The organism is Amycolatopsis sacchari, assembly GCF_900114035.1.
GTDB lineage: Bacteria > Actinomycetota > Actinomycetes > Mycobacteriales > Pseudonocardiaceae > Amycolatopsis_E > Amycolatopsis_E sacchari.
This window is the reverse complement of sequence record NZ_FORP01000001.1, coordinates 1-22,862: the sequence shown is the minus strand read 5'-3', so window position 1 is coordinate 22,862 and position 22,862 is coordinate 1. Positions and strand designations below refer to the sequence as shown.

Below are 22,862 nucleotides of genomic sequence, written 5' to 3'. Positions count from 1 at the left end.
AGGATCAAGTAAACGATTTCCCAGGACGGTAGAGCGTGCCGAGGAATTCCAGCAGCAGGCGCTCCCGCAACGCGGGCGGCGCTGCCGCGAGCAGGGCGTTGACCTCCGCCATCCGAGCGGGCAGCGCGCCGCTTCCGCCGAGCCCCGCCGCCGAAAGCAACCCGGCGAACTGTTCACCGGTGAGCGTGCCGGGGTCCAGCGCCGCGATGAACGCCGCCACGTCCGGATCGACGCGCACTGGCCCGGCCGCGCGGGCGGCGGCGACGGATTCCGCGAGCGCGGTGAGAATTTCGTTCTCCGTGCCGTGGTTGGCGGCCGTGACCGTGAGGTGCAGGTTGAGGGGCGACGACTCGTGCGCGAACTGCGGCTGCACGTACCAGCCGCGCTCCCGCATCTCGTCGGCCACGGTGAACAGGTCGAACTCCTCGCTGTCCGCGGCGAGCGCGAGCAGCGTCGAGTCCGGTTCGCCCAGCACGCGCAGCCCGTCGACCGCCGCGACGCCCTCGCGGATCCGCCGCACCGCGGCCAGCGTCCGCTCGGCCAGCCGGAGGTAACCCTCGTCGCCGATCTGCCGCACCACGGCCCACGCCGCCGCGAGCGGACCGCCCGAGCGCGTGGACTGCAAGGTGGTGTTGAGCATCGTGTAGCCCGGCCAGCGCGCGCTCGCGAAGTAGTGCCCGCGCCGCAGGTCCGCGTCGCGGTGCAGCAGCACCGAAACACCCTTGGGGCAGTAGGCGTACTTGTGCAGGTCCACCGAAACGCTGGTGACCCCTTCGACGGCGAACCCGAACTCCGGCACCGGCACGCCCAGCCGCCGGAAGTACGGCAGCACCCAGCCGCCGATGCACGCGTCCACGTGCATCCGCACCCCGCGTGCGGCCGCCGCGGCCGCGATCTCCGCGACGGGGTCGAGCACGCCGTGGGCGTAGGACGGGGCGCTCGCCACGACCAGCACCGTCGAGTCGTCGATGGCGGCGGCCATCGCGGCCGGGTCGGCGCGGAACGTCACCGGGTCGACCGGCACGACGACCGGCCGCACGCCGAACAGGTGCGCGGCCTTGTGGAACGCCGCGTGCGCCGTCGACGGCAGGACCATGTTCGGCTCCGGCGCGTCGCCACGGGCCGCGAGGACGGCCAGCAGGCACGACTCCGTGCCACCCGAGGTCACCGAACCGACCCCACCGCCCAGCAGGTCCGCCGCCGTCGCGACGAGGTCGTTCTCCAGGCGCAGCAGGCTCGGGAACGCCGTCGGGTCGAGCGCGTTGGCCGACGACGCGAGCGCGTGCGCCGACGCCGCCAGCTCGTCGAGCCCGGCCAGCCCGCTGTCGTAGACGTAGGCGAGCGTGTGGCCGCCGTGCGTGGGCAGGTCCCCGGCGCGCAGCGCCCGCAGCTCGGCGAGGACGTCCGTCATGCCGAGGGCTCCAGCACCCGGCGCCGCAGCAGCGGGATCGCCAGCACCACGAGCACGCCGGGCAGCAGCGTGAACCCGAGCAGGATCGCGATCACGGCGCTGTGCGGCTGCGCGGCGGAAGCGTCCACACTGGACACATACCCGCCCGCGGTGAGCAGCAACCCGAACAACCCCGGCCCGAGCGCGAGCCCGAGGGTCTCCGACGCCGTCCACACGCCCGCCGCGACCCCGGCCCGCGTGGCGCCGGTGCGTTCCTCCTCGGCGCTGATCAGGTCCGGCAGGATCGCCAGCGGGAACACCTGGATGCCCGCGTACCCGACGCCCGCGAGCGCCACGAACACCATCGCCACGCCGAGCGGCAGCACGAGCGAGAAGCACAGGCCCAGCATCGCCACGCCGAACGCGAGCGAGGCGAACCGGAAGCCCCACAGCTTGCCCCAGCGCGCGCCGATGCGCGGCCACAGCGGCATCGTGAGCAGCGCCGGCCCGACGAAACCGACGAACAGCAGCGGCTGCAGCCCGGCGTCGCCGAACACGTGCCGCGCCGCGTAGTTCACGCCCGCCAGCAGCGTCGCCACGCCCAGCGCCTGGACGAAGTAGACGCCCAGCAGCCAGCGGAAAGCGCTCCACTCGCGCATCGTCGTCAGCAGGTCGCGCCACCCCGCGGTCGGCGGCCGCCGCTGCCCCACCGGGGCGTCCCGCGTCCCGAGGAACACGCCGATCGTGCCGACCAGGATGACCAGCCCGATCGCCAGCCCCATCACGCGGTAGCCCGCCACCCCGCCGATGCCCTCGGTGATCGCGGGGGCGACGCCGCCGGAGATCAGGATCGCGACCGCGAGGAACCCGATGCGCCAGCTCGTCAGCCGCGTGCGTTCGTCGTAGGAGCCGGTGAGCTCGGCGGGCAGCGCGTTGTAGGGCACCTGGAAGATGCCGAACGCGGTGGCGCACAGCAGGAACGCGACCACCACGTAGGCCGCGTCCGCGGCGGTGCCGCCCAGCCCGGGGTGCGCGAAGATCACCGCGAACAGGATCGCCACCCCGATGCCGCCGAACAGCAGGAACCGCCGCCTGCTGCCGTGCCGGGCGAGGTCGGCGTCCGACAGCCGCCCGGCGAACGGGTTGAACACGACGTCCCACGCCTTGGGCACCAGCACGATGACGCCCGCGACCGCACCGGGCACCGCCATGGTGTCGGTCAGGTACGGGAGCAGGAGCAGGCCGGGCACGGTGCCGAAGGCGCCCGTGGTGAACGAGCCGAGGGAGTAACCGAACCTCGTCGATGCCGGGAGCGCGGCCATGACCCTCCTTCGCGCGCGGGAACCGCGACGAATCGTGTCATCGTCGCCGGGCAGGGCCGTGACCGGGGCCACCCCTACCGCAAGATCGGCGCGACCCGCCGCAGCGTTTCGGCGTTCCCGCGGAGCAGCAGGGTCGTGACCACCGTGTCCTCCCAGCGCGCCAGCTCCTCGCGGATCTTCTCCGGCGGGCCGATCAGCGACGTGTCCTCCACGAGGCTGGTCGGGATCGCCGCCGCCGCTTCGGCCTTCCGGCCCGCGAGGTAGAGGTCCTGCACCTCGTCGGCGACGTCGGCGTACCCGAGGCGCGCGAACACGTCGTGGTGGAAGTTCACCTCCTTCGCGCCCATGCCGCCGATGTAGAGCGCGAGCGACGGTTTCATGAACCCGGCCGCGGTCTCGACGTCGTCGTGCACGATCACCGGGACCGACGCGGCGACCTCGAAGTCCGCCATCGTGTGCCGCGCGCCGGGGCGGGCGAAGCCCTCCTCCAGCGCCGCCCGGTAGAACCCGTCGGCCTTGGGCGAGAAGAACAACGGCAGCCAGCCGTCGGCGATCTCGGCGGCGAGCGCCACGTTCTTCGGCCCTTCGGCGGCCAGGTGGATCGGGATCTCCGCACGCAGCGGGTGCACAGTGGACTTGAGCGGTTTGCCCAGGCCGGTGCCGCCGGGCAGCGGCAGCGGGTAGAACGGTCCGTCCGAGGTGACGGGCTCCTTGCGCGCGATCACCTGCCGCACGATGTCGAGGTACTCGCGCGTGCGGGCGAGCGGTTTGGGATAGGGCTGCCCGTACCAGCCCTCGACGACCTGCGGCCCCGACACGCCGAGCCCCAGCACGAACCGCCCGCCCGACAGGTGGTCCAGCGTCAGCGCGCTCATCCCGACGGCGGCCGGGGTGCGCGCGGACATCTGCACGATGTTGGTGCCGAGCTTGATCCGGCTCGTCGCGGCGCCCCACCACGCGAGCGGGGTGAAGGCGTCGGAGCCGTACGCCTCGGCCGTCCACACCGAATCGAAGCCGAGTTCCTCGGCGGTCGTGATCGCTTCGAGCGCGCCCTCCGGCGGGCCGGACTGCCAGTAGCCGATGTGGTAGCCGAGCTTCACAGAGCCTCCCGGGGTGAGTAGTGCTTCGGATCATCGCGCCACCGCGTCGCCTGGTTCTCCTCCGGCACCTCGGCGCACGTGCGGGTCCAGTACTCGCGAAACGCCTCCCACGAGAGCGCGTGACAGCGCTTTCCGCGCGCGTCCACCCCTTTGATCGAGTCGTGGTAGCCGCGGGCGGTCTCCGGCGCGCCCGGCTCCACCGATCGGGTACAGCGAACGCAACAACCGCTGCCACCGCTCCTCGAAGAACCGGGAGCGCTCGGCCACGCCCGCGCCCAGCGCGGGGTGCATGTTCCGCATCGACCCCGCCCACAACACCATGAGCAGGGCCGCCAGTCGCCGGAGCAGCGCCAGGTCAGGCTTTCGGGTCCGGGTGGCTGCGGTGCCATGACCAGCACGCTACGATTGACAACACCCGTAGTCAATTGAGGGGACGCGATGACCCGGACCTGGGCGGGCACGACGCTGGCGGACCGCCGGGCCGCGCGGCGGGAGCGGCTGCTGGCCGCCGCGCTCGACCTCCTGGGCACGGGCGGCAGCTCAGCGGTCAGCGTACGGGCGGTGTGCCGCGGGGCGAAGCTCACCGAGCGGTACTTCTACGAGAGCTTCGCCGACCGCGAGGAGCTGGTGACCGCCGTCTACGAACAGGTCGCCGCCGAACTGCGGCAGGCGCTGGTGGACGCCGTGCCCGACCGCGGCGCCGACCCGGCGGTGCGGGCGGAAGCCGCCGTGACCGCGTTCGTCGAGCTGGTCGTCGACGACCCCCGCAAGGGCCGGGTGCTGCTGCTCGCGCCCGTCACCGAACCGGCGCTGTCCGCCCGTGGCGTGGCGCTGCTGCCCGCGTTCGCCGCGCTGGTCCGCGAGCAGCTGCCCCCGCGCCTGCCCGCCGACGAGCGGGAGATGACCGCGCTCGGCCTCGTCGGCGCGCTCGCGAACCTGTTCACCGCCTACCTCGCCGGCACGCTGGCGGTCTCCCGCGAGCGGCTGATCGCGCACTGCGTCCACCTCCTCGCCCGCGCCTAGCGTTCCGCCGCCAGCTGGAGCGCGATGTCGATGATCATGTCCTCCTGGCCGCCCACGTACTTGTTCTCCCCCACCCGGTAGAGGATTTCGTGCGCAGGCACGCCGTAGCGTTCCGCCGCGCGCTCCGCGTGCAGCAGGAAACTCGAATACACGCCCGCGTAGCCCTGCACGATCGACGCGCGGTCCATCACCGGCAGCCGCGTGATGTAGGGCTTCACCACGTTTTCCGCGGTGTCCATGAGCACGTCCTTGTCCACGCCGGTCCGGACCCCGAGCCGCTCGAACACCGCCGCGAGCACCTCGGTCGGCGAGTTGCCCGCCCCGGCGCCGAGCGCCACCAGCGAGCCGTCGATCTGCCGCGCGCCCGCCCGGTGGGCGAGCACGGAGTTGGCCACGCCGAAGCTGAGGTTCTGGTGCCCGTGGTAGCCGACCTGCGCGTCGTCGCCGAACTCGGCCACCAGCGCGGCGACGCGCTCGGCGGCGTCTTCGAGGATCAGCGCACCAGCGGAGTCCACGATGTACACGCACTGGCAGCCGGCGTCGACCATGATCCGCCCCTGCTTCGCCAAGGCGTCCGGAGTGGACATGTGGGACAGCATCAGGAAACCGACGGTCTCCAGCCCGAGTTTCCGCGCCTCCGTGAAGTGCTGGATGGACACGTCCGCCTCGGTGCAGTGCGTGGCGATGCGCACCGCGCCCGCGCCGAGGTCCGCCGCCGCCTTGAGGTCGGTGACCGTGCCCAGCCCGGGCAGCAGCAGGACGGCGATCTTCGCGCGCTTGGCCTCCGCCACGGCGGTCGCGATCAGCTTCCGCTCGTCCACGAGCGAAAACCCGTAGTTGAACGTGGAGCCGCCGAGCCCGTCGCCGTGGGTGACCTCGATCAGCGAGACCCCGGCGCCGTCGAGCGCCCGCACGGTGTCGCGCACGTTGTCCTCGGTGAACTGGTGCGCCATCGCGTGGCTGCCGTCGCGCAGCGTCGTGTCGACGATCCGCACCTCCCGCCCGCCGTCCGCCCAGTTCACGCCGCCACCTTCCGTTGTGCCAGCAGCTCGCCGACGCGCGCGGCGGCGGCCGTCATGATGTCCAGGTTCCCGGCGTACGGCGGCAGGTAGTCGCCGTTGCCCGCAACCTCCAGGAACACCGCCACGCGTGCGCGGCCCTGCCAGCCCGGCCGCGGGTCGTCGAACTGGGGCGGCGCCTTGAGCGTGTAACCCGGGACGTACTCCTGCACGGTGGTGACCATCCGCTCGACGGACGCGGTGATCGCGTCGCGGTCGGCGTCCGGGCCGATCGCGCAGAACACCGTGTCGCGCATGATCATCGGCGGCTCGACGGGGTTGATGATGATGATCGCCTTGCCGCGTTCCGCACCGCCGACCTGCTCGATCCCGCGCGCGGTGGTCTCGGTGAACTCGTCGATGTTCGCACGCGTGCCGGGGCCCGCCGAGCGCGACGAGACCGACGCGACGATTTCGGCGTAGGGCACCGGCGTCACGCGGGAAACCGCGTGCACGATCGGGATCGTGGCCTGCCCACCACAGGTGATCAGGTTGAAGTTCGGGGTGTCCAGCTGCTCCGGGGAGGTCACCGCCGGGCACGTGTACGGCCCGACCGCCGCGGGCGTCAGGTCGATCGCCTGGATGCCCGCCTCGGCGTAGCGCGGCGCGTTGGCCAGGTGCGCCTTCGCCGACGTCGCCTCGAACACGAGCTCCGGCAGTTCCGCCCGTGACAGCAGCCAGTCCACGCCCTCGGCCGAGGTCTCCAGGCCGAGGGCGGCAGCGCGCGCCAGCCCGTCGGACGCCGGATCGACCCCGACCATGTACCGCACGTCGACGAACTCGCTGCGCCGCAGCTTGGCGAGCAGGTCGGTGCCGATGTTGCCAGGACCGACGATCGCCGCGATCGCTTTCCTCATGGGCCTTACCCTCCGCCGCCGGGCCGGGCACACTCAACGCATGTGTGCCGCTGAGCGGGACGACCCGGGAGGGGTCACCGCCGCCCGCCTGACCGCCCTGCTCTGCGCGTTCGCCCCGGGCGACGAGTGCCTCGGCGCCTCCGAGCTCGCCCGTCGCACGGGGTTGCCGAAGTCCTCGGTGCACCGGCTGCTCGGGCACCTCGTCACGCACGGGTTGCTCGAACGGGACGGCGGCGCTGTCCGGTTGGGCCTGAAGTTGTTCGAGATCGGGCAGCTGGCCGTGCGGGGGCGCGGACTGGTCGACGCGGCGCGCCCCTACCTCGCCGACCTCCGCGAAGCCACGCGCAACACCGTGCACCTGGCCGTGCTGGAGGGGACCGAGGTGGTGTACCTCGACATCGTGCGCGGCCCCGACGCGCCGGCACTGCCATCGCGGATCGGTGGCCGGTTCCCCGCGCACGCGACCGCCGTCGGAAAGGCGATCCTCGCGCACTCTCCCGGTTCGCAGCTGGAGGCGGTAATCTCTGCGGGCCTGCCCCGGGTCGGGCCGCGGACCCTCACCGCGCCCGGGCTGCTGCGCAGGCAGCTGACCAGGGTGTGTGAGGAGGGCGTCGCGTACGACAGAGAGGAATCGGGGGCCGGTGTCGTCTGCGTCGCGAGCCCGGTGCTGGACGGTTCGGGGCGCGCTCGCGCGGCCGTCTCGATCTCGGGCTGGAGCAACCGGGTGCGCGCCGAACGGGTCGCTCCAGCCGTGCGAACCACTGCCCTTACGCTGTCCCGCACACTCCCTTAACAGCCAGTGCACGCGTCGTCCGCCACCATGCGGAACGATCCGAACGCTGGACAAGGCCCGCGCCAGGCGAAACGGAGGACACCCGTGATCGGCCAGACCACTCAGGTGGACGACCTGCGGCTCGTCGCGCTGCCCAGTGCCGTCAACTGCGCCGAGATGTTCGTGCGCTTCGCGCTCGCCGAGTGGTCGCTGCGGTCGCTGATCCCGGAGGCCACCCGGATCATGCGGCACCTCGTCTCCGCCTCGGTCCAGCAGAGCGGGTCCGGCACGCCGAAGTTCATCACCGTGCGGCTGCGCCTGCACGGCGACGCGCTCGTGCTCGAACTCGACGACGACCTGCACGGTGAACCGCCCGAGCTGCCCGGCGCGCAGATCAACGCGGTGACGCTGCCCGGCTCGCGGCGCAACATGTGGTCGGAACTGCCGCTGCCGACGGGCATGTCCGCGGCCGCCGTCCCGCTCCCCCAGCGCGCGCCGAGCCGCGCCGCACAGCCCGCCCCGGTGGAGTACCCGCCGGAGCAGCCAAGGGTGGACGCGGATTCCCAGATCCTGCAACGGGTTCTGTACGGTCTCAACCGCACCAACGGCCGCGGCTGAAGGCCAGGGAGGCGGGCGGCGTTGCCCAGCCGTATCCCGCTGAAGCCCACCGTGCTGGTGCTTACCGCGTCCCAGAACGGCCAGAGGTGCGTGAGCACGCGAAGTTAGCGCCCCGCTTCCTCGTGCAGCCGGAGGAGGTCGCCGACCGGCTCGGCCGGTCCGAGCGGTTCGACCGGCACGGTCGCGACGTGGGCGTGCGGCGTGGGATCGCCGAACGGCCGGAATCGTTCCGCGGGAAGCCGGTAGGCGAACTACCTGACCGTCCGCACGGCGTCCAGCCAGTGGTATCCGATGGCGTGCACGCGGTCGCCCCCGCCCGCGCCGATGATCCGTTCCCGTCCGGTGTCCGTGGTGGACGGCGTGGACCAGGCATCGCCCGCGGGCCCTGCCGCGGTAACGACCGCCGCGCTACGCCAGCCCGCGGATGGCGCGGGCAGGCGGGCGGTGACCGTCGATCGCGGCGACCATTTCCAGGACGCGGCGGGTCTGGCGCACCTCGTGCACACGGAAGACGGCCGCCCCGTCGCGGGCGGCGAGTGCGGTGGCCGCGAGCGTTCCGTCGAGCCGCTCCGTCAGCTCCACCCCGAGCGTCTCGCCGACGAAGTCCTTGTTGGACAGTGCCATCAGGACGGGCCAGCCGGTCTCGGCGAGCGTGGCGGCGTGCCGCAGCAACGCGAGGCTGTGCCAGGTGTTCTTGCCGAAGTCGTGCGTGGGGTCGATGAGGACGCCCCGCCGCGGCACCCCGAGCGCGACGACCTCCTCGGCCCGCCGGGTCGTCTCCTCCACCACCTCGCGCACCAGATCGTCGTAGTGCACGCGGAACGGGCGCGTCCGCGGCGCGGCGCCGCCGGTGTGCGAGCAGACGTAGCCCGCGCCGAACTCGGCGGCCACCTCCGCGAGTTCCGGGTCGGCACCGGCCCACGTGTCGTTGAGCAGGTCCGCGCCGGCCTCGCACGCGGGGCGCCCCACCTCGTGCCGCCACGTGTCCACGCTGATCACGAGGTCCGGGTGCCGCCGCCGCACCTCGGCGACGAACGGCACCACGCGGCGGATCTCCTCGGCCACGTCCACTTCCTGCCCGGGCCCCGCCTTCACGCCACCGATGTCAACGATGTCGGCGCCTTCCGCGACCACCCGGTCCACTGTGGCGAGTGCGCGCTCGTCCTCGAAGCTCGCGCCGCGGTCGTAGAAGGAATCGGGGGTGCGGTTGACGATCGCCATGACCAGGGCGCGGTCGCGGACCAGCGGCCTGCCGCGGAACTCGAGTTCGACCAGGGGCACGCCTCCATCATGCCCTGGCGGGTCCGTGCCGCGAGAACGGTGGTCATGCCCTAAGTTGCTTCCCAGGAGACCCGAAGGGGGTGCGTGCGGATGGCCACGAGGCACAGCCAGGCCGGACCTGCCGAGAGCTCCAGCAGGGAACGGCTGCTCCAGGCGGCGCTCACCGTGCTCGTCGAGCAGGGGGTCGCGGGGCTGACCGTCCGTGGCCTCGCCGGCGCGGCGGGCAGTTCGACCATCGGGGTCTACACGCGGTTCGGTGGCCGCACGGGTGTGCTCGACGCCTTGTACGAGCGCACTTTCGAACTGCTGCACGAGGAACTCGCCGCACTGCCCCCGGTTTCCGGTGATCCGCTGCCCGACGTCCTCGCCTTCGCCCGCACCTACCGGGAGTTCGCGCTGGAGAGCCCGGCGCGGTACGCGTTCATGTTCGAGCGCGCCGTGCCCGGCTACGACCCGGACCCGGACCTGCGGATGCTGGCGCAGCGCAACACCTACGACCTGCTCGCCGAGCGCGTCCGCCCCGCGGCCGGTCCCGGGCTGGACGAGGACAGCGCCGGCTACCTCGTGTGGACGGCGATGCACGGGCTGGTCAGCCTGGAGCTGACGCACCGCGCCCGCACCCCGCCGCCGGGCTGGTTCCTCAGCCCCGAGGACGATTCCTACGCGCGCATCTTCCAGGACGGCATCACGACGGTGCTCGCGGGTGTCGCCACGCGCCAGAAGCCGGACAACGGCCTCTTCGGCCGCTGAGACAGCGCTTTCAGCCCGCCGGGCGGCGCCGCTGGGCGAGCAGGCCGCTCAACGGCTCCCACCTCCGCGCACCACGCAACCGCTCCCACCTCGGCGCACCACTCAACCGCCCCCACCTCGACGCGCCGCTCAACGGCCCCCACCTCCGCGCCGCTCAACGGCCCCCACCTCCGCTCCGCTCAACGCGAGCGGCCGCCACCCCTCCGCCATCGGCCACCGCCCCCGGAAAGCGCTTCCCCGCGAAACCCCGCACACGACAACGGCCCCCGGCTCCCGAAGGAGCCAGGGGCCGCTGCCGCTAGGTGCCTAGTGCTCACGCACCGCCGGAGAGCTTCTCGCGCAGAGCGGCGAGCTGCTCGTCCGAGGCGAGGGTGCCACCGCTCGACCGCGAACCGGAGTCCGAAGCCGACGAGCTGTAGCTCTGCTCGCCCCCGTCGACACCGGTGGCGGCGTCCGCAGCGGCGGCGGCGTCGGCCTCGGCGGCCTTCGCGACCTGGCGCATGTGCGCCTCGTAGCGGGCCTGCGCCTCGGCGTACTGGCGCTCCCACTCCTCACGCTGCTTCTCGTAGCCTTCCTGCCACTCCTGCGTGTCGGGGTCGAAGCCCTCGGGGTAGATGTAGTTGCCCTGCTCGTCGTACTCGGCGGCCATGCCGTACTGGGTCGGGTCGAACTCGGTGTCCGGCGTGACACCCTCGTTCGCCTGCTTCAGCGACAGCGAGATGCGGCGACGCTCGAGGTCGATGTCGATGACCTTGACCATGACCTCGCTGCCGACCTGCACGACCTGCTCCGGGATCTCCACGTGGCGCTCGGCCAGCTCGGAGATGTGCACCAGGCCCTCGATGCCCTCCTCGACGCGGACGAACGCGCCGAACGGGACGAGCTTGGTGACCTTGCCCGGCACGATCTGGCCGATCGCGTGGGTGCGGGCGAACTGGCGCCACGGGTCTTCCTGGGTCGCCTTCAGCGACAGGGACACGCGCTCGCGGTCCATGTCGACGTCCAGCACCTCGACGGTGACCTCCTGGCCGACCTCGACGACCTCGGACGGGTGGTCGATGTGCTTCCAGGACAGCTCCGAGACGTGCACCAGGCCGTCGACGCCGCCGAGGTCCACGAACGCACCGAAGTTGACGATCGAGGAGACGACGCCCTTGCGGACCTGGCCCTTGGCGAGGTTGTTGAGGAACTCGCTGCGGACCTCGGACTGGGTCTGCTCGAGGTAGGCCCGGCGGGACAGCACCACGTTGTTGCGGTTCTTGTCCAGCTCGATGATCTTGGCCTCGAGTTCGCGGCCGACGTAGGGCTGCAGGTCGCGCACGCGGCGCATCTCGACGAGCGAGGCGGGCAGGAAGCCGCGGAGACCGATGTCGAGGATGAGGCCACCCTTGACGACCTCGATGACGGTGCCCTTGACGGGCTCGTCCTTCTCCTTGAGCTCCTCGATCGTGCCCCAGGCGCGCTCGTACTGGGCGCGCTTCTTGGACAGGATCAGGCGGCCTTCCTTGTCCTCCTTCTGCAGGACCAGAGCCTCGACCTCGTCACCGACGCTGACGACCTCGCCGGGGTCGACATCGTGTTTGATCGACAGCTCACGCGAGGGGATCACACCCTCGGTCTTGTACCCGATGTCGAGCAGCACCTCGTCGCGATCGACCTTGACGATCGTGCCCTCGACGATGTCGCCATCGTTGAAGTACTTGATCGTCTTGTCGATCGCCGCGAGGAAGTCTTCCTCCGACCCGATGTCGTTGACCGCGACCTGCTGGGTCTGCGGGCCGGTCGTCGGGACGGTGGTGGTGTCGGTGGTCATTAGGTGGGTTGCTCCGGTAACGGCTTGGAATTAGTAGGAGGTGTGCAGTTAGCTGTCGCACAGTGAGCGGACGACGGCGAACTCCACGGTTTTCGTCCCTGCGAACGGGCGCGAAGCTCCACCGCCGACGGTGCGCGACCCGGACCCCGGCTCGAGCTGTGCCGGGAGGAAGGTAGCGCGAACCCACTGCGCTGGAGATATCGTACGCGGCCGTCGGTATGCGGCACAAACAGGGTCGCCTTGCCCGCGCGGGGAACCCGCTGGGCGAGAATCGGACCGTGACCGCACAGGACAGGCACGACTCCGCAGAACACCGGCTGGGCACCGTCGGCGTCGCCGCACGCCCGGTGGGCGCGCGGGAGGCCACCGCGGCCAATCTGGCCTGGTGGGACGCCGATGCCGACGACTACCAGGCCGAACACGGCGCGTTCCTCGGGGACGCCGATTTCGTGTGGTGCCCCGAAGGTCTGCGCGAAGCCGACGCCGCCCTGCTGGGCGACGTGCGTGGCAGGCGCGTCGTGGAGATCGGCTGCGGTCAGGCCGCGTGCGCCCGGTGGCTCGCCGCTTCCGGCGCGCACCCGGTGGCACTGGACCTCTCCGGTGGGATGCTTCGTCATGCAAAACAGGCCAACGCGCGCACCGGGATCGATATTCCCCTCCTCCAGGCGAGCGCCGAGGAGCTGCCGCTGGCGACCGGGAGCATGGACGCGGCGTGCTCGGCGTTCGGGGCGCTGCCGTTCGTCGCCTCGCCCCGGACGGTGTTCGCCGAGCTGCACCGGGTGCTGCGGCCCGGCAGCCCGTGGGTCTTCTCGGTGACCCACCCGATGCGCTGGATCTTCCCCGACGACCCCGGCCCGAACGGGCTCACCGCGACCCAGCCCTACTTCGACCGCACGCCGTACGTGGAGGTCGACGCCGAGGGCCGCGCCACCTACGTCGAGTACCACCGGACGCTCGGCGACTGGGTGCGTGCGCTGACGAGCGCCGGTTTCGTGCTGGAGGACCTCGTCGAACCGGAGTGGCCGGAGGGCCACTCCCGCGTGTGGGGGCAGTGGAGTCCCTTGCGCGGCAAGCTCTTCCCCGGCACGGCGATCTTCGTGACGCGCCGGGCGGACCGGTGATCGCCGGCCGCCTGATCACCGCGCAGCGGGCGCGGTTCGCCGCCGTCGACCCGGCGCTGCCCGCGCCACCGGGTCCGCCGGAGGGCGAGCTGCTGACCGCGGCGACCGCGGACGGCGAGCAGGTCGCCGCGGCACTGCAGACGAAGTCGCACCCGCCGGGGGCGCTGGACCTGCTGTGGTCGGCGCAGCGGGTGTGGCAGCTGTTCCCGTACCCCGGCGAGACCGGCGGCGAGGGCGTGGACGTGCTGCTGCGCGCGTGGCGGCACCGGATGGACGCCGAGTCGCCCGGCCCGGATTCCGCGTGCGCGGTGACGTGGCCGAGCCGCGACGCGCCGGCGATCAGCGCCTTCCTGCGGCACGGCATGGTGCCCGCGTCCGTGCTCGCGATCCGCACCCGTCCGCCGGAGCCCGCGCCGGTGCCGGACGAGGTGACGGTGCGCCTGGCCGGGCCCGAGGACTTCGAGGAGGTCCTCGACCTGACGACGGTGACCTTCGACTACACCGCGCTGGTGACGGCCCGGAGCCGCCCCGAGGCCGGTGAGCTGATGACGCCCCAGCTGCGGCGCAACCTCGCCGCGGGCGCGCCGGTCTGGCTCGCCGAGGTCGCGGGGATCGCGACGGCGGTCGCGGACTGCGGGTGGATCGACTCCGCGCCCGGGACGTGGGCGGCGGAGCTGCTGCCCCACGGGCGCTGGGGCTATGTCAACAACGTCGCGACGCGGCCCGATGCTCGAGGCCACGGCATCGGGCGCGCGCTGATGTCGGTGGTGCACCGGGAGTTCGCGCGCCGCGGCGCCGTCGGCACCTACCTCTACTACAACCCCACCAACCCGCTGTCCTCGGTGTTCTGGCCGCAGCAGGGTTACCGTCCACTGTGGACGTTCTGGGAGGTTCAGCCCGCGTCGGCGTTGCGCTGACCACATCCTGGGTACCCCGCGTTGCGGGCCGCCGTCGTCCGCCGTAGCGTTTGAACTGACCAGTCAGTCTAAACAAGGGGGACGCTCGTGCAGGTGTGCGCCGAGCAGGTCACCGTCGCCGGGCCGCACGGGACCGTGCTGCCGCCGACGTCGCTGACCGTCGAGGAGGGTGGGCTGGAGTTCGTGCACGGCGAGCCGGGCACGGGCGTCACCGCCTTCGGCCTGGCGCTGACCGGGCGGCTGAAGCCGACCACCGGGCTCGTGACCGTGGACGGCAAGCCCGACGCCGCGCGGCTGCGCCGGGTCACCGCCGTCGTGGACGCACCCGGTGTGAGCGAGCCGGAGGACGCGCTGCCCCTGCGCGTCGTCGTCGGCGAGGAGCTCGCGCTGGGCGGACGGCCTGCCGGCAAGCAGGACGTCACGCGCTGGCTCGCCGAGCACGACGCCGCGGGCCTCGCCGACGCCCGGTTCGAGAACCTCGAGCCCGCCGTCCGGACCCGGCTGCTGACCGAACTGGCCGCCGCGCGGAAGGACGTCCGGCTGCTCGTGCTCGACACCCCCGACCGGCACACCAGCGACGTCGACAGCTGGGCGGCCACCGCGCGGGCGCACGCCGAGCGCGGGCTCGCCGTCGTCGTGCTGACCGCCACCACTCCCCTGGCCGCACTGCCCGCCACCCCGATCCGGATCGGAGCACCCTCGTGACCAGCTTCCGCATCGCGGCGAACGAACTGCGCCGGCTGACCGCGGGCAAGCTGCCGAAGCTCGCCGTGGCCGCCCTCGTGCTCGTGCCGCTGCTGTACGCGTCGTTCTACCTCTACGCGAACTACGACCCCTACGGCCGCCTGAGCAAACTGCCCGCCGCGATCGTCAACGAGGACACCGGGGCGCAGGACCGCAACGTGGGCCGCGAGGTCACCGGCGAGGTGGTCAAGTCCGGCACGTTCGGCTGGCACGAGGCGTCGGCCGGCGAAGCCCAGCAGGGCGTGCGCGACGGCAAGTACTCCTTCGCCATCACGATCCCCAAGGACTTCTCCAGCGCGCTGCTGTCGTCGGGCAACTTCACGCCCGAGCAGGCGACCATCAGGCTGACCACCAACGACGCCAACAACTACCTCTCGCACACCATCGCCAACCAGGTCGCCGAACAGATCCGCACGACGATCGCGGAGAAGGTCGGCGCGGAGGCGGCGAACCGGTTCCTCATCGGCTTCTCCACGATCTACGGCAAGACCCAGGAGGCCGCTAACGGCGCCACACAACTGGCGGACGGCGCGAACCGGCTGCGCGACGGGCAACAGCAGCTCGCCGACGGCGCCTCGCAGCTCGCCACAGGCAGCACGCAGCTGTCCGCGGGGCTCAACACGCTCCGCAGCAGCACGGCGTCACTGCCGGACAAGACGCGGCAGCTCGCGGACGGCGCCGCCCAGGTGTCGGCCGGCAACGCGCAGGTCGCCGCGGTCGGGCAGACGCTGGCGAGCGGTTCGTCGGACCTGCAGCAGCAGCTGAACGACGCCGACAACCAGGTGGCGCAGCGGCTGCGAGCCACCGGCGTGCCGGAGGCGCAGGTGCAGCAGGTGCTGTCGGTGCTGCGCGACCTGCGCTCCCCCGTCGACCAGGCGAACGCCAAGGTGCAGAACGCGGCGAGCCAGCTGAACCGGCTCGCGGACGGCTCGCGCCAGGTCGCCGCCGGTGCCGCCGCACTCGCCGACGCGACACCCCAGCTCACGAGCGGCATCGGGCAGGCCGCCGACGGGGCGAACGCGCTGTCCTCCGGCGCGGCGAAGCTGAACGACGGCGAGAAGACCGCGCTCGACGGCACGAACCAGCTGGCGACGGGCGCAGGCCAGTTGCGGGACGGCCTGAACGAGGGGCTCAAGCAGATCCCCAACCCCAACGACCCCACGCGCACCGCGACGGCCGACACGATCGCCGACCCGGTGACGGTGGACTCGGCCGGTGTCGCGTCCGCGGGCACCTACGGCGCCGGGCTCGCCCCGTTCTTCATCTCGCTGGCGACGTGGATCGGCGCGTTCGTGTTGTTCCTGTTGCTGCGCCCGCTGTCGGCCCGCGCACTCGCCGCCGGGGTGTCGCCGCTGCGGGTCGCGATCGGCGGCTGGCTCGCCTCCGCGGTGCTGGGCATCGCGCAGGTGCTGGTGTTGTTCGGGGCGGTTACGTGGCTGGTCGGCATCCACGTCGCGCACCCGCTGGGCGCCATCGGGTTCGCGGTACTCGCGTCGCTGACGTTCACCGCCATCGTGCACGCGCTCAACGCGATGTTCGGGGCGGTGGGCAAGTTCCTCGGCCTGGTGCTGCTGGTGCTGCAGCTGGTCAGCGCCGGGGGCACGTTCCCGTGGCAGACCCTGCCCGACGCGCTGTACCCGCTGCACCTCGTGCTGCCGATGGGGTACGTGGTCGACGGGCTGCGGCACCTGCTCTACACCGGCGCGTCGCTGGAGAGCCTGCTGGACATCGGCGTGCTGTGCGGGTGGCTGGTGGCCGCGGTGATGGTGTCCACGCTGGCCGCGCGGAAGCAGCGCGTGTGGACGGTGTCGAAGCTGCACCCGGAGCTGAGCCTGTGACGACGACGAAACAACGCCTGTTCGAGGCGACGCTGAAGCTCGCGAGCGACCGCGGGCTGGCCGAGCTGACGGTCGACGACATCGCCGCCGAGGCCGGCGTCGCCAAGGGCACGGTGTACTACAACTTCGGCAGCAAGGACGGGCTCATCGACGCACTCCTGCGTTACGGCGTGGGGCTGCTCGCCGAGCGGCTGCGCGAGCACGCGGACGAGCCCGACCCGGTCGCGGGGCTGGAAGCGCTCGTGGACACGGGTTTGGCGTTCATCGCCGAGTACCGCGGGTTCTCGCAGATCCTGGTGAGCGAGATGTGGCGGACGCCGGGCCGCTGGCACGAGACGTTGCGGCCGTTGCGGGAAGAGGTCGTCTCGATCGTGAAGGACCAGCTGCAGCGTGTCGCGGACGTGGGCAGGCTGCCGGAGGGGGTGCAGGTGTCCACGGCCGCGGCGGGCCTGTTCGGCACGCTGCTGGTCGTCGCACTGGACTGGCAGGTGTTCCAGCCCACCCGCACCCGCGCCGACGTCCGGGATTCGGTGCTGCTCCTGCTGCGGGGCCTGGCCCGCTGACGGCTCGGCAAGGGCGGCGCGCGGTGGGGCGGCTGCGGCCGCCGTCCCCGCGTGGTTTTCAGTGCACAGGGGGCGCTGCCGCACGGGCGGGCTCGCTGACGGCTGCTCCTGCTGCGGGACCTGGCCCGTCTCGAGGTGGCAGATCGAGCGGGCGCCGCCGCACGGACGAGCCCGCGAGGTCGGCTACGGCCCGGACCACGCCGAAGTTCCAGCGGCGCGTGCCGCCGCACTACGGCTGCTCCGGTTGCGGGGCCGTCACCCGCCGACGGCTCGGCGGTTGCCGTCCCCGCCCGGGTTTTCAGTGCACCAGTAGGCGCTGCCGCACGGGCGGGCTCGGTGACGGCTGCTCCGTGCGAGGCCCTGGCCCGCCGACCACTCATCCCACCAGCGGGCCGCCCTGGCCCACGTCGTGCAGCGACGCCGGGCGCTGCCGCACGGGCGTGGCCGCGCGGCAGGCTACGGCTCGAAAAGCGCTGAAGTTCCTACAGCGGGCACCGCCGCACTACGGCTGCTCCTCCTGCGGGGCCTGGCCCGCTGACCACTCATCCCACCAGCGGGCGGGCCTGGCCCGTCTCGATGTGGCAGATCAAGCGGGCGCTGCCGCACGGACGAGCCCCCGAGGTCGGCTACGGCCCGGACCGCGCCCAACTTCCAGCGGCCCGCCGCCACGACAACTGCTCCGGTTGCGCGACCTGGCCCGCCGAGGGCTCAGTGCACCAGCGGGCGGGACTGGCCGACCTGGTGCAGCGACGCGGGGCGCCCCTCCACCGCACGGGACACCGCCTCCAGGACGGCGCCGCTCAGCTCCGTGTGCGACAGCGGGCGGTTGCCCGGCAGCCCCGACAGCGAGCCGGCCAGCACGAGCTGCGTGGGATGCGCGGCGAGCAGCGGCTCCGGCGCCTCCGGGCCGCCCACGGCGCGGACCTCGACGACCGGCGCCGCGGGCGCGAGCAGCCGTTCACACGCGCCCAGCACCGCACGCCGGTACTGCTCGTGCACCCACGCCACCAGCAGGTCCGCCGGACCGCCGAGGGCCGACTCGGCCTTCGCGGCCAGCTCGCGCGGGCGGTCCCAGTGCGCCTCCACCCATCGCGCGCGCCCGGGCTCGCGCCGCTGGGTCGGCACGTGGCCGCGCGGCCGCAGTGCCTTGAGGGCGGCGACGCCCATCCGGTTCTCGGGCACCGACAGCGGCTGGTAGCGACGGCTCGGCAGCACCACCTGCCAGCCGTCCCGGACCAGCGCCTCCGCCACCTCCGACAGCATGCCGGTACCCGCCAGGATGAGCGCTCGCCTGCCCGTCATGGCCCCACGCTAACCCGTGCTTAGCCCATTCGCAGGACTCCGATCGGGGCCTTTCATGCTGGTAACACGCCTTTCACGTCACCCCCAGTCCTTGCTTCCGTCGAACTCGTGACGCTCCGTGAGACTGAACCAGTTGCCCGAGTCATCGCGGAAAACCGCCTCGACCCCGTACGGGCGTTCGGCCGGTTCCTGCAGGAAGGTCACGCCCCGGTCGACGAGCTCCTCGTACGTCTTGCGGCAGTCGTCCGTGGCCCACACCCCCGAGCCCATCGCGCCCTTGGCGATCAGTTCCCGCACGACCTTCTCCGTCTCCGGGTCGTGCTGCGGCGGGCCGGGGCGCATCAGCACGACCTCGACGTCCGGCTGGTCCGGCGGGCCGACGGTGAGCCAGCGGAAATCGCCGACCCGCATGTCCTGGCGCACCTCGAAACCGAGCTTCTCGGTGTAGAACGCCTTCGCGGAATCCTGGTCCAGCACGTAGAGGTTCGCGTGCGACAACCTTCGGATCATGGTTCGCTCCCCTGTTCTTTCCGGTGGTGCGGCAACGCTAACCGGAACCGGGGGACGGACGCTTATCCGAAAGTGCTGGGCTTGGTCCACATCATCAGGTAGCACCCCGGGATCGCCGGCGGGCCGTGTTCGGCGCGGTACTGCGTGGGGGTGCGGCCGGTCAGCTCCGTGAACCGGCGGCTGAACGTGCCCAGGCTGGTGAACCCGACGGCGACGCAGACCTCGGTGACCGTGAGGTTCGCCGAGCGCAGCAGGTCCTGCGCGCGCTCGATCCGCCTGCGCGTCAGGTACGCCTTGGGCGTCTCGCCGTAGGCCGCGGCGAAGCACCGGATGAAGTGCGAGCGCGACCAGCCCGCGACGGCCGCCAGCCGCGCCACGTCCAGCGGCTCGGCGTAGTGGGCGTCCATCCAGTCCTTGGCCCGCCGCAGGTGGGCCACCGCGGGCGGGGCCATGGTCACTCTCCTCGAAGGACGCGGGGCGGCGGCCGGCACCGCCGCCACCCCGCTGGTCTCAGTGCGCCGCGTCGTTCCAGGACCGGCCGAAGCCGACCGACACCTCCAGCGGCACCGCCAGCTCGTACGCGGCACCCATCTGCTCGCGCACCAGCTGCTCCACCGCCGCGTGCTCGCCGTCGGCGACCTCCAGCACGAGCTCGTCGTGCACCTGCAGCAGCAGCCGGCTGCGCAGGTCCGACTCCTTCAGCGCCCGCTGCACGTTGAGCATCGCGACCTTGATAATGTCCGCCGCGCTGCCCTGGATCGGCGCGTTAAGCGCCATCCGCTCCGCCATCTCGCGGCGCTGCCGGTTGTCGCTGTTGAGGTCGGGCAGGTAGCGGCGGCGGCCGAAGATCGTCTCGGTGTAGCCGACCTTGCCCGCCTCCACGACGATGTTGCGCAGGTAGTCCCGCACGCCGCCGAAGCGCTCGAAGTAGTCGTCCATCAGCCCGCGCGCCTCCTCGGTGGAGATGCGCAGCTGGTTCGACAGCCCGTACGCCGACAGCCCGTACGCCAGGCCGTAGTTCATCGCCTTGATCTTGGCGCGCTGGGCGCCGGTGACCTCCGACGGCTCGCACGCGAACACCCGCGCCGCGGTGGCGGCGTGGAAGTCGAAGCCCGACTGGAACGCCTCGATCAGCGCCGCGTCCTCGGACAGGTGCGCCATGATCCGCATCTCGATCTGGCTGTAGTCCGCGGTCATCAGCTCGGCGTAGCCCGAGCCGACGACGAACGCGTCACGGATGCGGCGCCCCTCCTCCGTGCGGATCGGGATGTTCTGCAGGTTCGGGTCCACAGAGGACAGCCGTCCGGTGGCGGCGATCGTCTGGTGCAGCGTGGTGTGGATGCGCCCGTCGTCGGCGACCGACTTGATCAGCCCCTCGACCGTGACCCGCAGGCGGGTGGCGTCGCGGTGCTCGAGCAGGTGCTGCAGGAACGGGTGCTCGGTCTTTTCGAACAACGTCTGCAGCGCGTCGGCGTCGGTGGTGTAGCCGGTCTTGGTGCGCTTGGTCTTCGGCATCTGCAGCTCGTCGAACAGCACGACCTGCAGCTGCTTCGGCGAGCCGAGGTTGATCTGCTTGCCGATCACCGCGAACGCGTCGGCCTCGGCCTGGCGGACGCGGCTCGCGTAGTGCGACTCCAGCTCGGTCAGCTGGTCGAGGTCGACGGCGATGCCCGCGGCCTCCAGCTCGGTGATGACCTCCAGCAGCGGCAGCTCGATCTCGGCCAGCAGCTTCGAGCCGCCGATCTTGCCCAGCTCCGCCAGCAGCGCGTCGGCCAGCTCCGCGACCGCGCGGGCGCGGACCAGCTCCGCCTGCACGACCTTGCCCTCGCCGTCGTCGGAGTCCAGCAGCGACAGCTGCCCGTCACCGTCGCCCTCCTCCGAGCGCAGCTCGCGCTGGAGGTAGCGCAGCACGAGGTCGTCGAGCTCGAACGAGCGCTGGCCGGGGCGCACGAGGTACGCGGCCAGCTCGGTGTCCAGGTGCAGGCCGGCGAAGCTCCAGCCGCGGGCGAGCACGGCGTGCAGCGGGACCTTGAGCGAATGCCCCACCTTGAGCATCGCCGGGTCGGCGAGCCACGCCGCGAGCGCCTTCTCGTCCGACTCGTCCAAAGTGGACAGATCGACGTACGCGCCCTGCCCGTCCGGCGCGGCGAGCGCGAGGGACCGCGCGTCGGCGTTCACCGATGCGCCGGTGGTGCGGAAGGACACGCCCACCGGTTTGCCCGGCTCGACGTGCTCGGCGAGCCACGCGTCGAGCCCGCCGGTCGGCACCGCCGCCCCGGTGACCTGGAAACCCTCGTCGGCCTCCGGCTCCGCGCTCTGCAGCGTCGCGAACAGCCTGTCCCGCAGCACGCGGAACTCCAGCTCGTCGAACAGCCGGTGCACCGCGTCGCGGTCCCACGGCTGCAGCGCGAGCTGCTCCGGGGTGGTGTCCAGCGGCACGTCCCGCACCAGCTCGGTGAGCTGCCGGTTGAGCATCACGGCGTCGAGGTGGGCGCGCAGCGCGTCCCCGACCTTGCCCTTCACCTCGTCGACGCGGTCGATGAGGGTGTTGAGCGAGCCGAACTGCTGGATCCACTTCGTCGCCGTCTTCTCGCCGACGCCGGGGATGCCGGGCAGGTTGTCCGACGGGTCGCCCCGTAGCGCCGCGAAGTCCGGGTACTGCTCCGGCGTCAGGCCGTACTTGTCGCTGACGCCGGCCGGGTCGTACCGCACCAGGTCGGACACGCCCTTGCGCGGGTACAGCACCGTCACGTACTCGTTGACCAGCTGCAGCGCGTCCCGGTCACCGGTGCAGATGAGCACCTCGTAGTTCTCGGCGACGGCCTGCGTGGTGAGCGTGGCGATGATGTCGTCCGCCTCGAAGCCCTCCTTCGCCAGCACCGGGATGCCCAGCACCCCGAGCACCTCCTTGACGAGGTCGACCTGCCCCTTGAAGTCGTCCGGCGTCGCGGAGCGGCCCGCCTTGTACTCGGCGTAGGTCTCCGAGCGGAACGTCTGCCGCGACACGTCGAACGCGACCGCGAGGTGGGTCGGCTGCTCGTCGCGCAGCAGGTTGATGAGCATGGAGGTGAACCCGAAGACCGCGTTCGTGACCTGCCCCGTCGACGTGCGGAACCGGTCGGCGGGCACGGCGAAGAAGGCCCGGTAGGCCATCGAGTGGCCGTCGATCAGCAGCAGGCGCGGCCGGTCGGCCTGTGCCAGTGTCGCTGTGGCGTTCGCTACGGATTGGTTCTGACTGGGGCTCACGGGAGCGAGTCTAGGGTGAGGGTCTGACAGTCTCGATTGAGGAGCCGTGCGTGACCGAACACCTGTCGGAGGACTACCGCGAGCGGATCGCGGGCCTCGACCCCAGCCAGCAGCTCAACGACAAGCTCGGGATCAGCTTCGTCGAGGTGGGCCCTGAGCGCGTGGTCGCGACGATGCCGGTCGACGGGAACCGCCAGCCGTACGGGCTGCTGCACGGCGGGGCGAACGCGGCGCTCGCGGAGGCGCTGGGCAGCACGGTCGCCGCGCTCAACGCGGGCACCGACAAGATGACGGTGGGCTTCGAGCTGTCCTGCACGCACCACCGCGGCGTGACCGACGGGATCGTCACCGGCACCGCCGTGCCGCTGCACGTCGGGCGCACCACGATCACCACGGAGATCGTCCTGACCGACGAAGCCGGGCGGCGCACCTGCACCGCCCGGCTGAGCTGCATCGTCAGGGACTACCCGAAGGAGTGACCGCCTCGGGGTCACGCGACCCCGAGGTAGGCCTCCTTGATGCTGGCGTCGGCGAGCAGTTCGCGGCCGGTGCCGGCGCGGGTGATGCGGCCGGTCTCCAGCACGTACGCCCGGTGCGCCCGCGACAGCGCCTGCTGCGCGTTCTGCTCCACCAGCAA

At 72.0% G+C, this 22,862-nt stretch carries 21 protein-coding genes and 3 pseudogenes; 10 read left to right on the top strand and 14 right to left on the bottom strand.

What is annotated here, in order from left to right:
• Positions 1-4 precede the first annotated feature (4 nt).
• The 4 genes and pseudogenes from BMZ92_RS00120 to BMZ92_RS00105 form a co-directional block, all read right to left on the bottom strand.
• Positions 5-1,411, bottom strand: a complete 1,407-nt coding sequence (locus tag BMZ92_RS00120; protein ID WP_091503365.1) for an aminotransferase class V-fold PLP-dependent enzyme — start codon at positions 1,409-1,411, stop codon at positions 5-7.
• The gene (locus BMZ92_RS00115; RefSeq protein ID WP_091503363.1) at positions 1,408-2,712 is read right to left on the bottom strand and encodes an MFS transporter; all 1,305 of its coding nucleotides are present in this window, start codon (positions 2,710-2,712) and stop codon (positions 1,408-1,410) included. The genes BMZ92_RS00120 and BMZ92_RS00115 overlap by 4 nt, the downstream gene beginning before the upstream one ends.
• A gap of 74 nt (positions 2,713-2,786) precedes the next feature.
• A complete protein-coding gene (locus BMZ92_RS00110) occupies positions 2,787-3,812 on the bottom strand; it encodes an LLM class F420-dependent oxidoreductase (protein WP_091503361.1) in 1,026 nt (341 codons plus the stop codon).
• Between the two features lie 41 nt (positions 3,813-3,853).
• Positions 3,854-4,201 (bottom strand): annotated as a pseudogene (locus BMZ92_RS00105) (oxygenase MpaB family protein); the annotation flags it as partial.
• Positions 4,202-4,250: 49 nt separating this feature from the next.
• Between BMZ92_RS00105 and BMZ92_RS00100 the strand changes: the two are divergent.
• Positions 4,251-4,835, top strand: coding sequence for a TetR/AcrR family transcriptional regulator (locus tag BMZ92_RS00100; RefSeq protein ID WP_091503360.1), 585 nt, complete (start codon positions 4,251-4,253; stop codon positions 4,833-4,835).
• Here BMZ92_RS00100 and dmpG read toward each other — a convergent pair.
• Complete coding sequence (dmpG, locus tag BMZ92_RS00095) at positions 4,832-5,857, bottom strand: 4-hydroxy-2-oxovalerate aldolase (RefSeq protein WP_091503358.1); 1,026 nt, start codon at positions 5,855-5,857, stop codon at positions 4,832-4,834. The two genes, BMZ92_RS00100 and dmpG, sit on opposite strands and share 4 nt — an antisense overlap.
• Entirely contained in the window at positions 5,854-6,750 is an 897-nt protein-coding gene (locus tag BMZ92_RS00090) for an acetaldehyde dehydrogenase (acetylating) (protein ID WP_091503356.1), read from the bottom strand. The genes dmpG and BMZ92_RS00090 overlap by 4 nt, the downstream gene beginning before the upstream one ends.
• 40 nt (positions 6,751-6,790) lie before the next feature.
• Here BMZ92_RS00090 and BMZ92_RS00085 point away from each other — a divergent pair, with 40 nt between their 5' ends.
• Positions 6,791-7,543, top strand: a complete 753-nt coding sequence (locus BMZ92_RS00085) for an IclR family transcriptional regulator (protein ID WP_091503354.1) — start codon at positions 6,791-6,793, stop codon at positions 7,541-7,543.
• 84 nt (positions 7,544-7,627) lie between these two features.
• Entirely contained in the window at positions 7,628-8,140 is a 513-nt protein-coding gene (locus BMZ92_RS00080) for a hypothetical protein (protein ID WP_091503352.1), read from the top strand.
• A gap of 77 nt (positions 8,141-8,217) precedes the next feature.
• On the opposite strand, the pseudogene BMZ92_RS38730 reads toward BMZ92_RS00080, so the two are convergent.
• Positions 8,218-8,331 (bottom strand): annotated as a pseudogene (locus BMZ92_RS38730) (DUF6886 family protein); the annotation flags it as partial.
• Positions 8,332-8,548: 217 nt separating this feature from the next.
• Entirely contained in the window at positions 8,549-9,415 is an 867-nt protein-coding gene (gene folP / locus BMZ92_RS00070; protein WP_091504257.1) for a dihydropteroate synthase, read from the bottom strand.
• A gap of 96 nt (positions 9,416-9,511) precedes the next feature.
• Here folP and BMZ92_RS00065 point away from each other — a divergent pair, with 96 nt between their 5' ends.
• On the top strand, positions 9,512-10,171 hold the full coding sequence (locus BMZ92_RS00065) for a TetR/AcrR family transcriptional regulator (protein WP_091503348.1): 660 nt from the start codon (positions 9,512-9,514) through the stop codon (positions 10,169-10,171).
• Positions 10,172-10,484: 313 nt separating this feature from the next.
• Here the strand turns inward: BMZ92_RS00065 and rpsA are convergent, their stop codons facing one another.
• The gene (gene rpsA, locus BMZ92_RS00060) at positions 10,485-11,984 is read right to left on the bottom strand and encodes a 30S ribosomal protein S1 (RefSeq protein ID WP_091503344.1); all 1,500 of its coding nucleotides are present in this window, start codon (positions 11,982-11,984) and stop codon (positions 10,485-10,487) included.
• Positions 11,985-12,262: 278 nt separating this feature from the next.
• On the opposite strand from rpsA, the gene BMZ92_RS00055 reads away from it, so the two are divergent.
• The 5 genes from BMZ92_RS00055 (at position 12,263) to BMZ92_RS00035 (ending at position 17,167) form a co-directional block, all read left to right on the top strand.
• Positions 12,263-13,105 carry a class I SAM-dependent methyltransferase gene (locus tag BMZ92_RS00055; protein WP_425425777.1) on the top strand — a complete coding sequence of 281 codons (843 nt, stop codon included), beginning with the start codon at positions 12,263-12,265 and terminating at the stop codon, positions 13,103-13,105.
• Positions 13,102-14,022 (top strand): GNAT family N-acetyltransferase, encoded by a 921-nt coding sequence (locus tag BMZ92_RS00050; protein WP_245782805.1) that lies wholly within the window; start codon positions 13,102-13,104, stop codon positions 14,020-14,022. Before BMZ92_RS00055 ends, BMZ92_RS00050 begins: the two co-directional genes overlap by 4 nt.
• A gap of 87 nt (positions 14,023-14,109) precedes the next feature.
• Positions 14,110-14,727: a P-loop NTPase family protein gene (locus tag BMZ92_RS00045; protein WP_091503331.1), complete on the top strand. Its 618-nt coding sequence runs from the start codon at positions 14,110-14,112 to the stop codon at positions 14,725-14,727.
• Positions 14,724-16,604 (top strand): YhgE/Pip domain-containing protein, encoded by a 1,881-nt coding sequence (locus BMZ92_RS00040; RefSeq protein ID WP_091503326.1) that lies wholly within the window; start codon positions 14,724-14,726, stop codon positions 16,602-16,604. Before BMZ92_RS00045 ends, BMZ92_RS00040 begins: the two co-directional genes overlap by 4 nt.
• Complete coding sequence (locus BMZ92_RS00035; RefSeq protein ID WP_091503322.1) at positions 16,601-17,167, top strand: TetR/AcrR family transcriptional regulator; 567 nt, start codon at positions 16,601-16,603, stop codon at positions 17,165-17,167. The genes BMZ92_RS00040 and BMZ92_RS00035 overlap by 4 nt, the downstream gene beginning before the upstream one ends.
• Before the next feature lie 708 nt (positions 17,168-17,875).
• On the opposite strand, the gene BMZ92_RS00030 is transcribed toward BMZ92_RS00035, so the two are convergent.
• From BMZ92_RS00030 to polA, 4 genes are all read right to left on the bottom strand, one after another.
• Complete coding sequence (locus tag BMZ92_RS00030; RefSeq protein WP_245782804.1) at positions 17,876-18,469, bottom strand: Rossmann-fold NAD(P)-binding domain-containing protein; 594 nt, start codon at positions 18,467-18,469, stop codon at positions 17,876-17,878.
• A gap of 78 nt (positions 18,470-18,547) precedes the next feature.
• Positions 18,548-18,979, bottom strand: coding sequence for a VOC family protein (locus tag BMZ92_RS00025; RefSeq protein WP_091503317.1), 432 nt, complete (start codon positions 18,977-18,979; stop codon positions 18,548-18,550).
• 62 nt (positions 18,980-19,041) lie between these two features.
• Positions 19,042-19,431, bottom strand: coding sequence for a helix-turn-helix domain-containing protein (locus BMZ92_RS00020; protein WP_091503312.1), 390 nt, complete (start codon positions 19,429-19,431; stop codon positions 19,042-19,044).
• A gap of 58 nt (positions 19,432-19,489) precedes the next feature.
• Positions 19,490-22,225: a DNA polymerase I gene (gene polA / locus BMZ92_RS00015; RefSeq protein WP_091503311.1), complete on the bottom strand. Its 2,736-nt coding sequence runs from the start codon at positions 22,223-22,225 to the stop codon at positions 19,490-19,492.
• Positions 22,226-22,275: 50 nt separating this feature from the next.
• Between polA and BMZ92_RS00010 the strand changes: the two genes are divergently transcribed.
• Positions 22,276-22,704: a hotdog fold thioesterase gene (locus tag BMZ92_RS00010; RefSeq protein ID WP_091503308.1), complete on the top strand. Its 429-nt coding sequence runs from the start codon at positions 22,276-22,278 to the stop codon at positions 22,702-22,704.
• Between the two features lie 11 nt (positions 22,705-22,715).
• On the opposite strand, the pseudogene BMZ92_RS37915 reads toward BMZ92_RS00010, so the two are convergent.
• Positions 22,716-22,862 (bottom strand): annotated as a pseudogene (locus tag BMZ92_RS37915) (ABC transporter ATP-binding protein); the annotation flags it as partial.

Bases quoted from the DNA above. Each gene is read 5' to 3' on its own strand.
- BMZ92_RS00020 (WP_091503312.1), bottom strand. From the start codon at position 19,431: ATGGCCCCGCCCGCGGTGGCCCACCTGCGGCGGGCCAAGGACTGGATG.
- BMZ92_RS00025 (WP_091503317.1), bottom strand. From the start codon at position 18,979: ATGATCCGAAGGTTGTCGCACGCGAACCTCTACGTGCTGGACCAGGAT.
- BMZ92_RS00085 (WP_091503354.1), top strand. From the start codon at position 6,791: ATGTGTGCCGCTGAGCGGGACGACCCGGGAGGGGTCACCGCCGCCCGC.
- BMZ92_RS00115 (WP_091503363.1), bottom strand. From the start codon at position 2,712: ATGGCCGCGCTCCCGGCATCGACGAGGTTCGGTTACTCCCTCGGCTCG.
- BMZ92_RS00120 (WP_091503365.1), bottom strand. From the start codon at position 1,411: ATGACGGACGTCCTCGCCGAGCTGCGGGCGCTGCGCGCCGGGGACCTG.
- BMZ92_RS00065 (WP_091503348.1), top strand. From the start codon at position 9,512: ATGGCCACGAGGCACAGCCAGGCCGGACCTGCCGAGAGCTCCAGCAGG.
- rpsA (WP_091503344.1), bottom strand. From the start codon at position 11,984: ATGACCACCGACACCACCACCGTCCCGACGACCGGCCCGCAGACCCAG.
- BMZ92_RS00100 (WP_091503360.1), top strand. From the start codon at position 4,251: ATGACCCGGACCTGGGCGGGCACGACGCTGGCGGACCGCCGGGCCGCG.
- BMZ92_RS00090 (WP_091503356.1), bottom strand. From the start codon at position 6,750: ATGAGGAAAGCGATCGCGGCGATCGTCGGTCCTGGCAACATCGGCACC.
- BMZ92_RS00030 (WP_245782804.1), bottom strand. From the start codon at position 18,469: ATGACGGGCAGGCGAGCGCTCATCCTGGCGGGTACCGGCATGCTGTCG.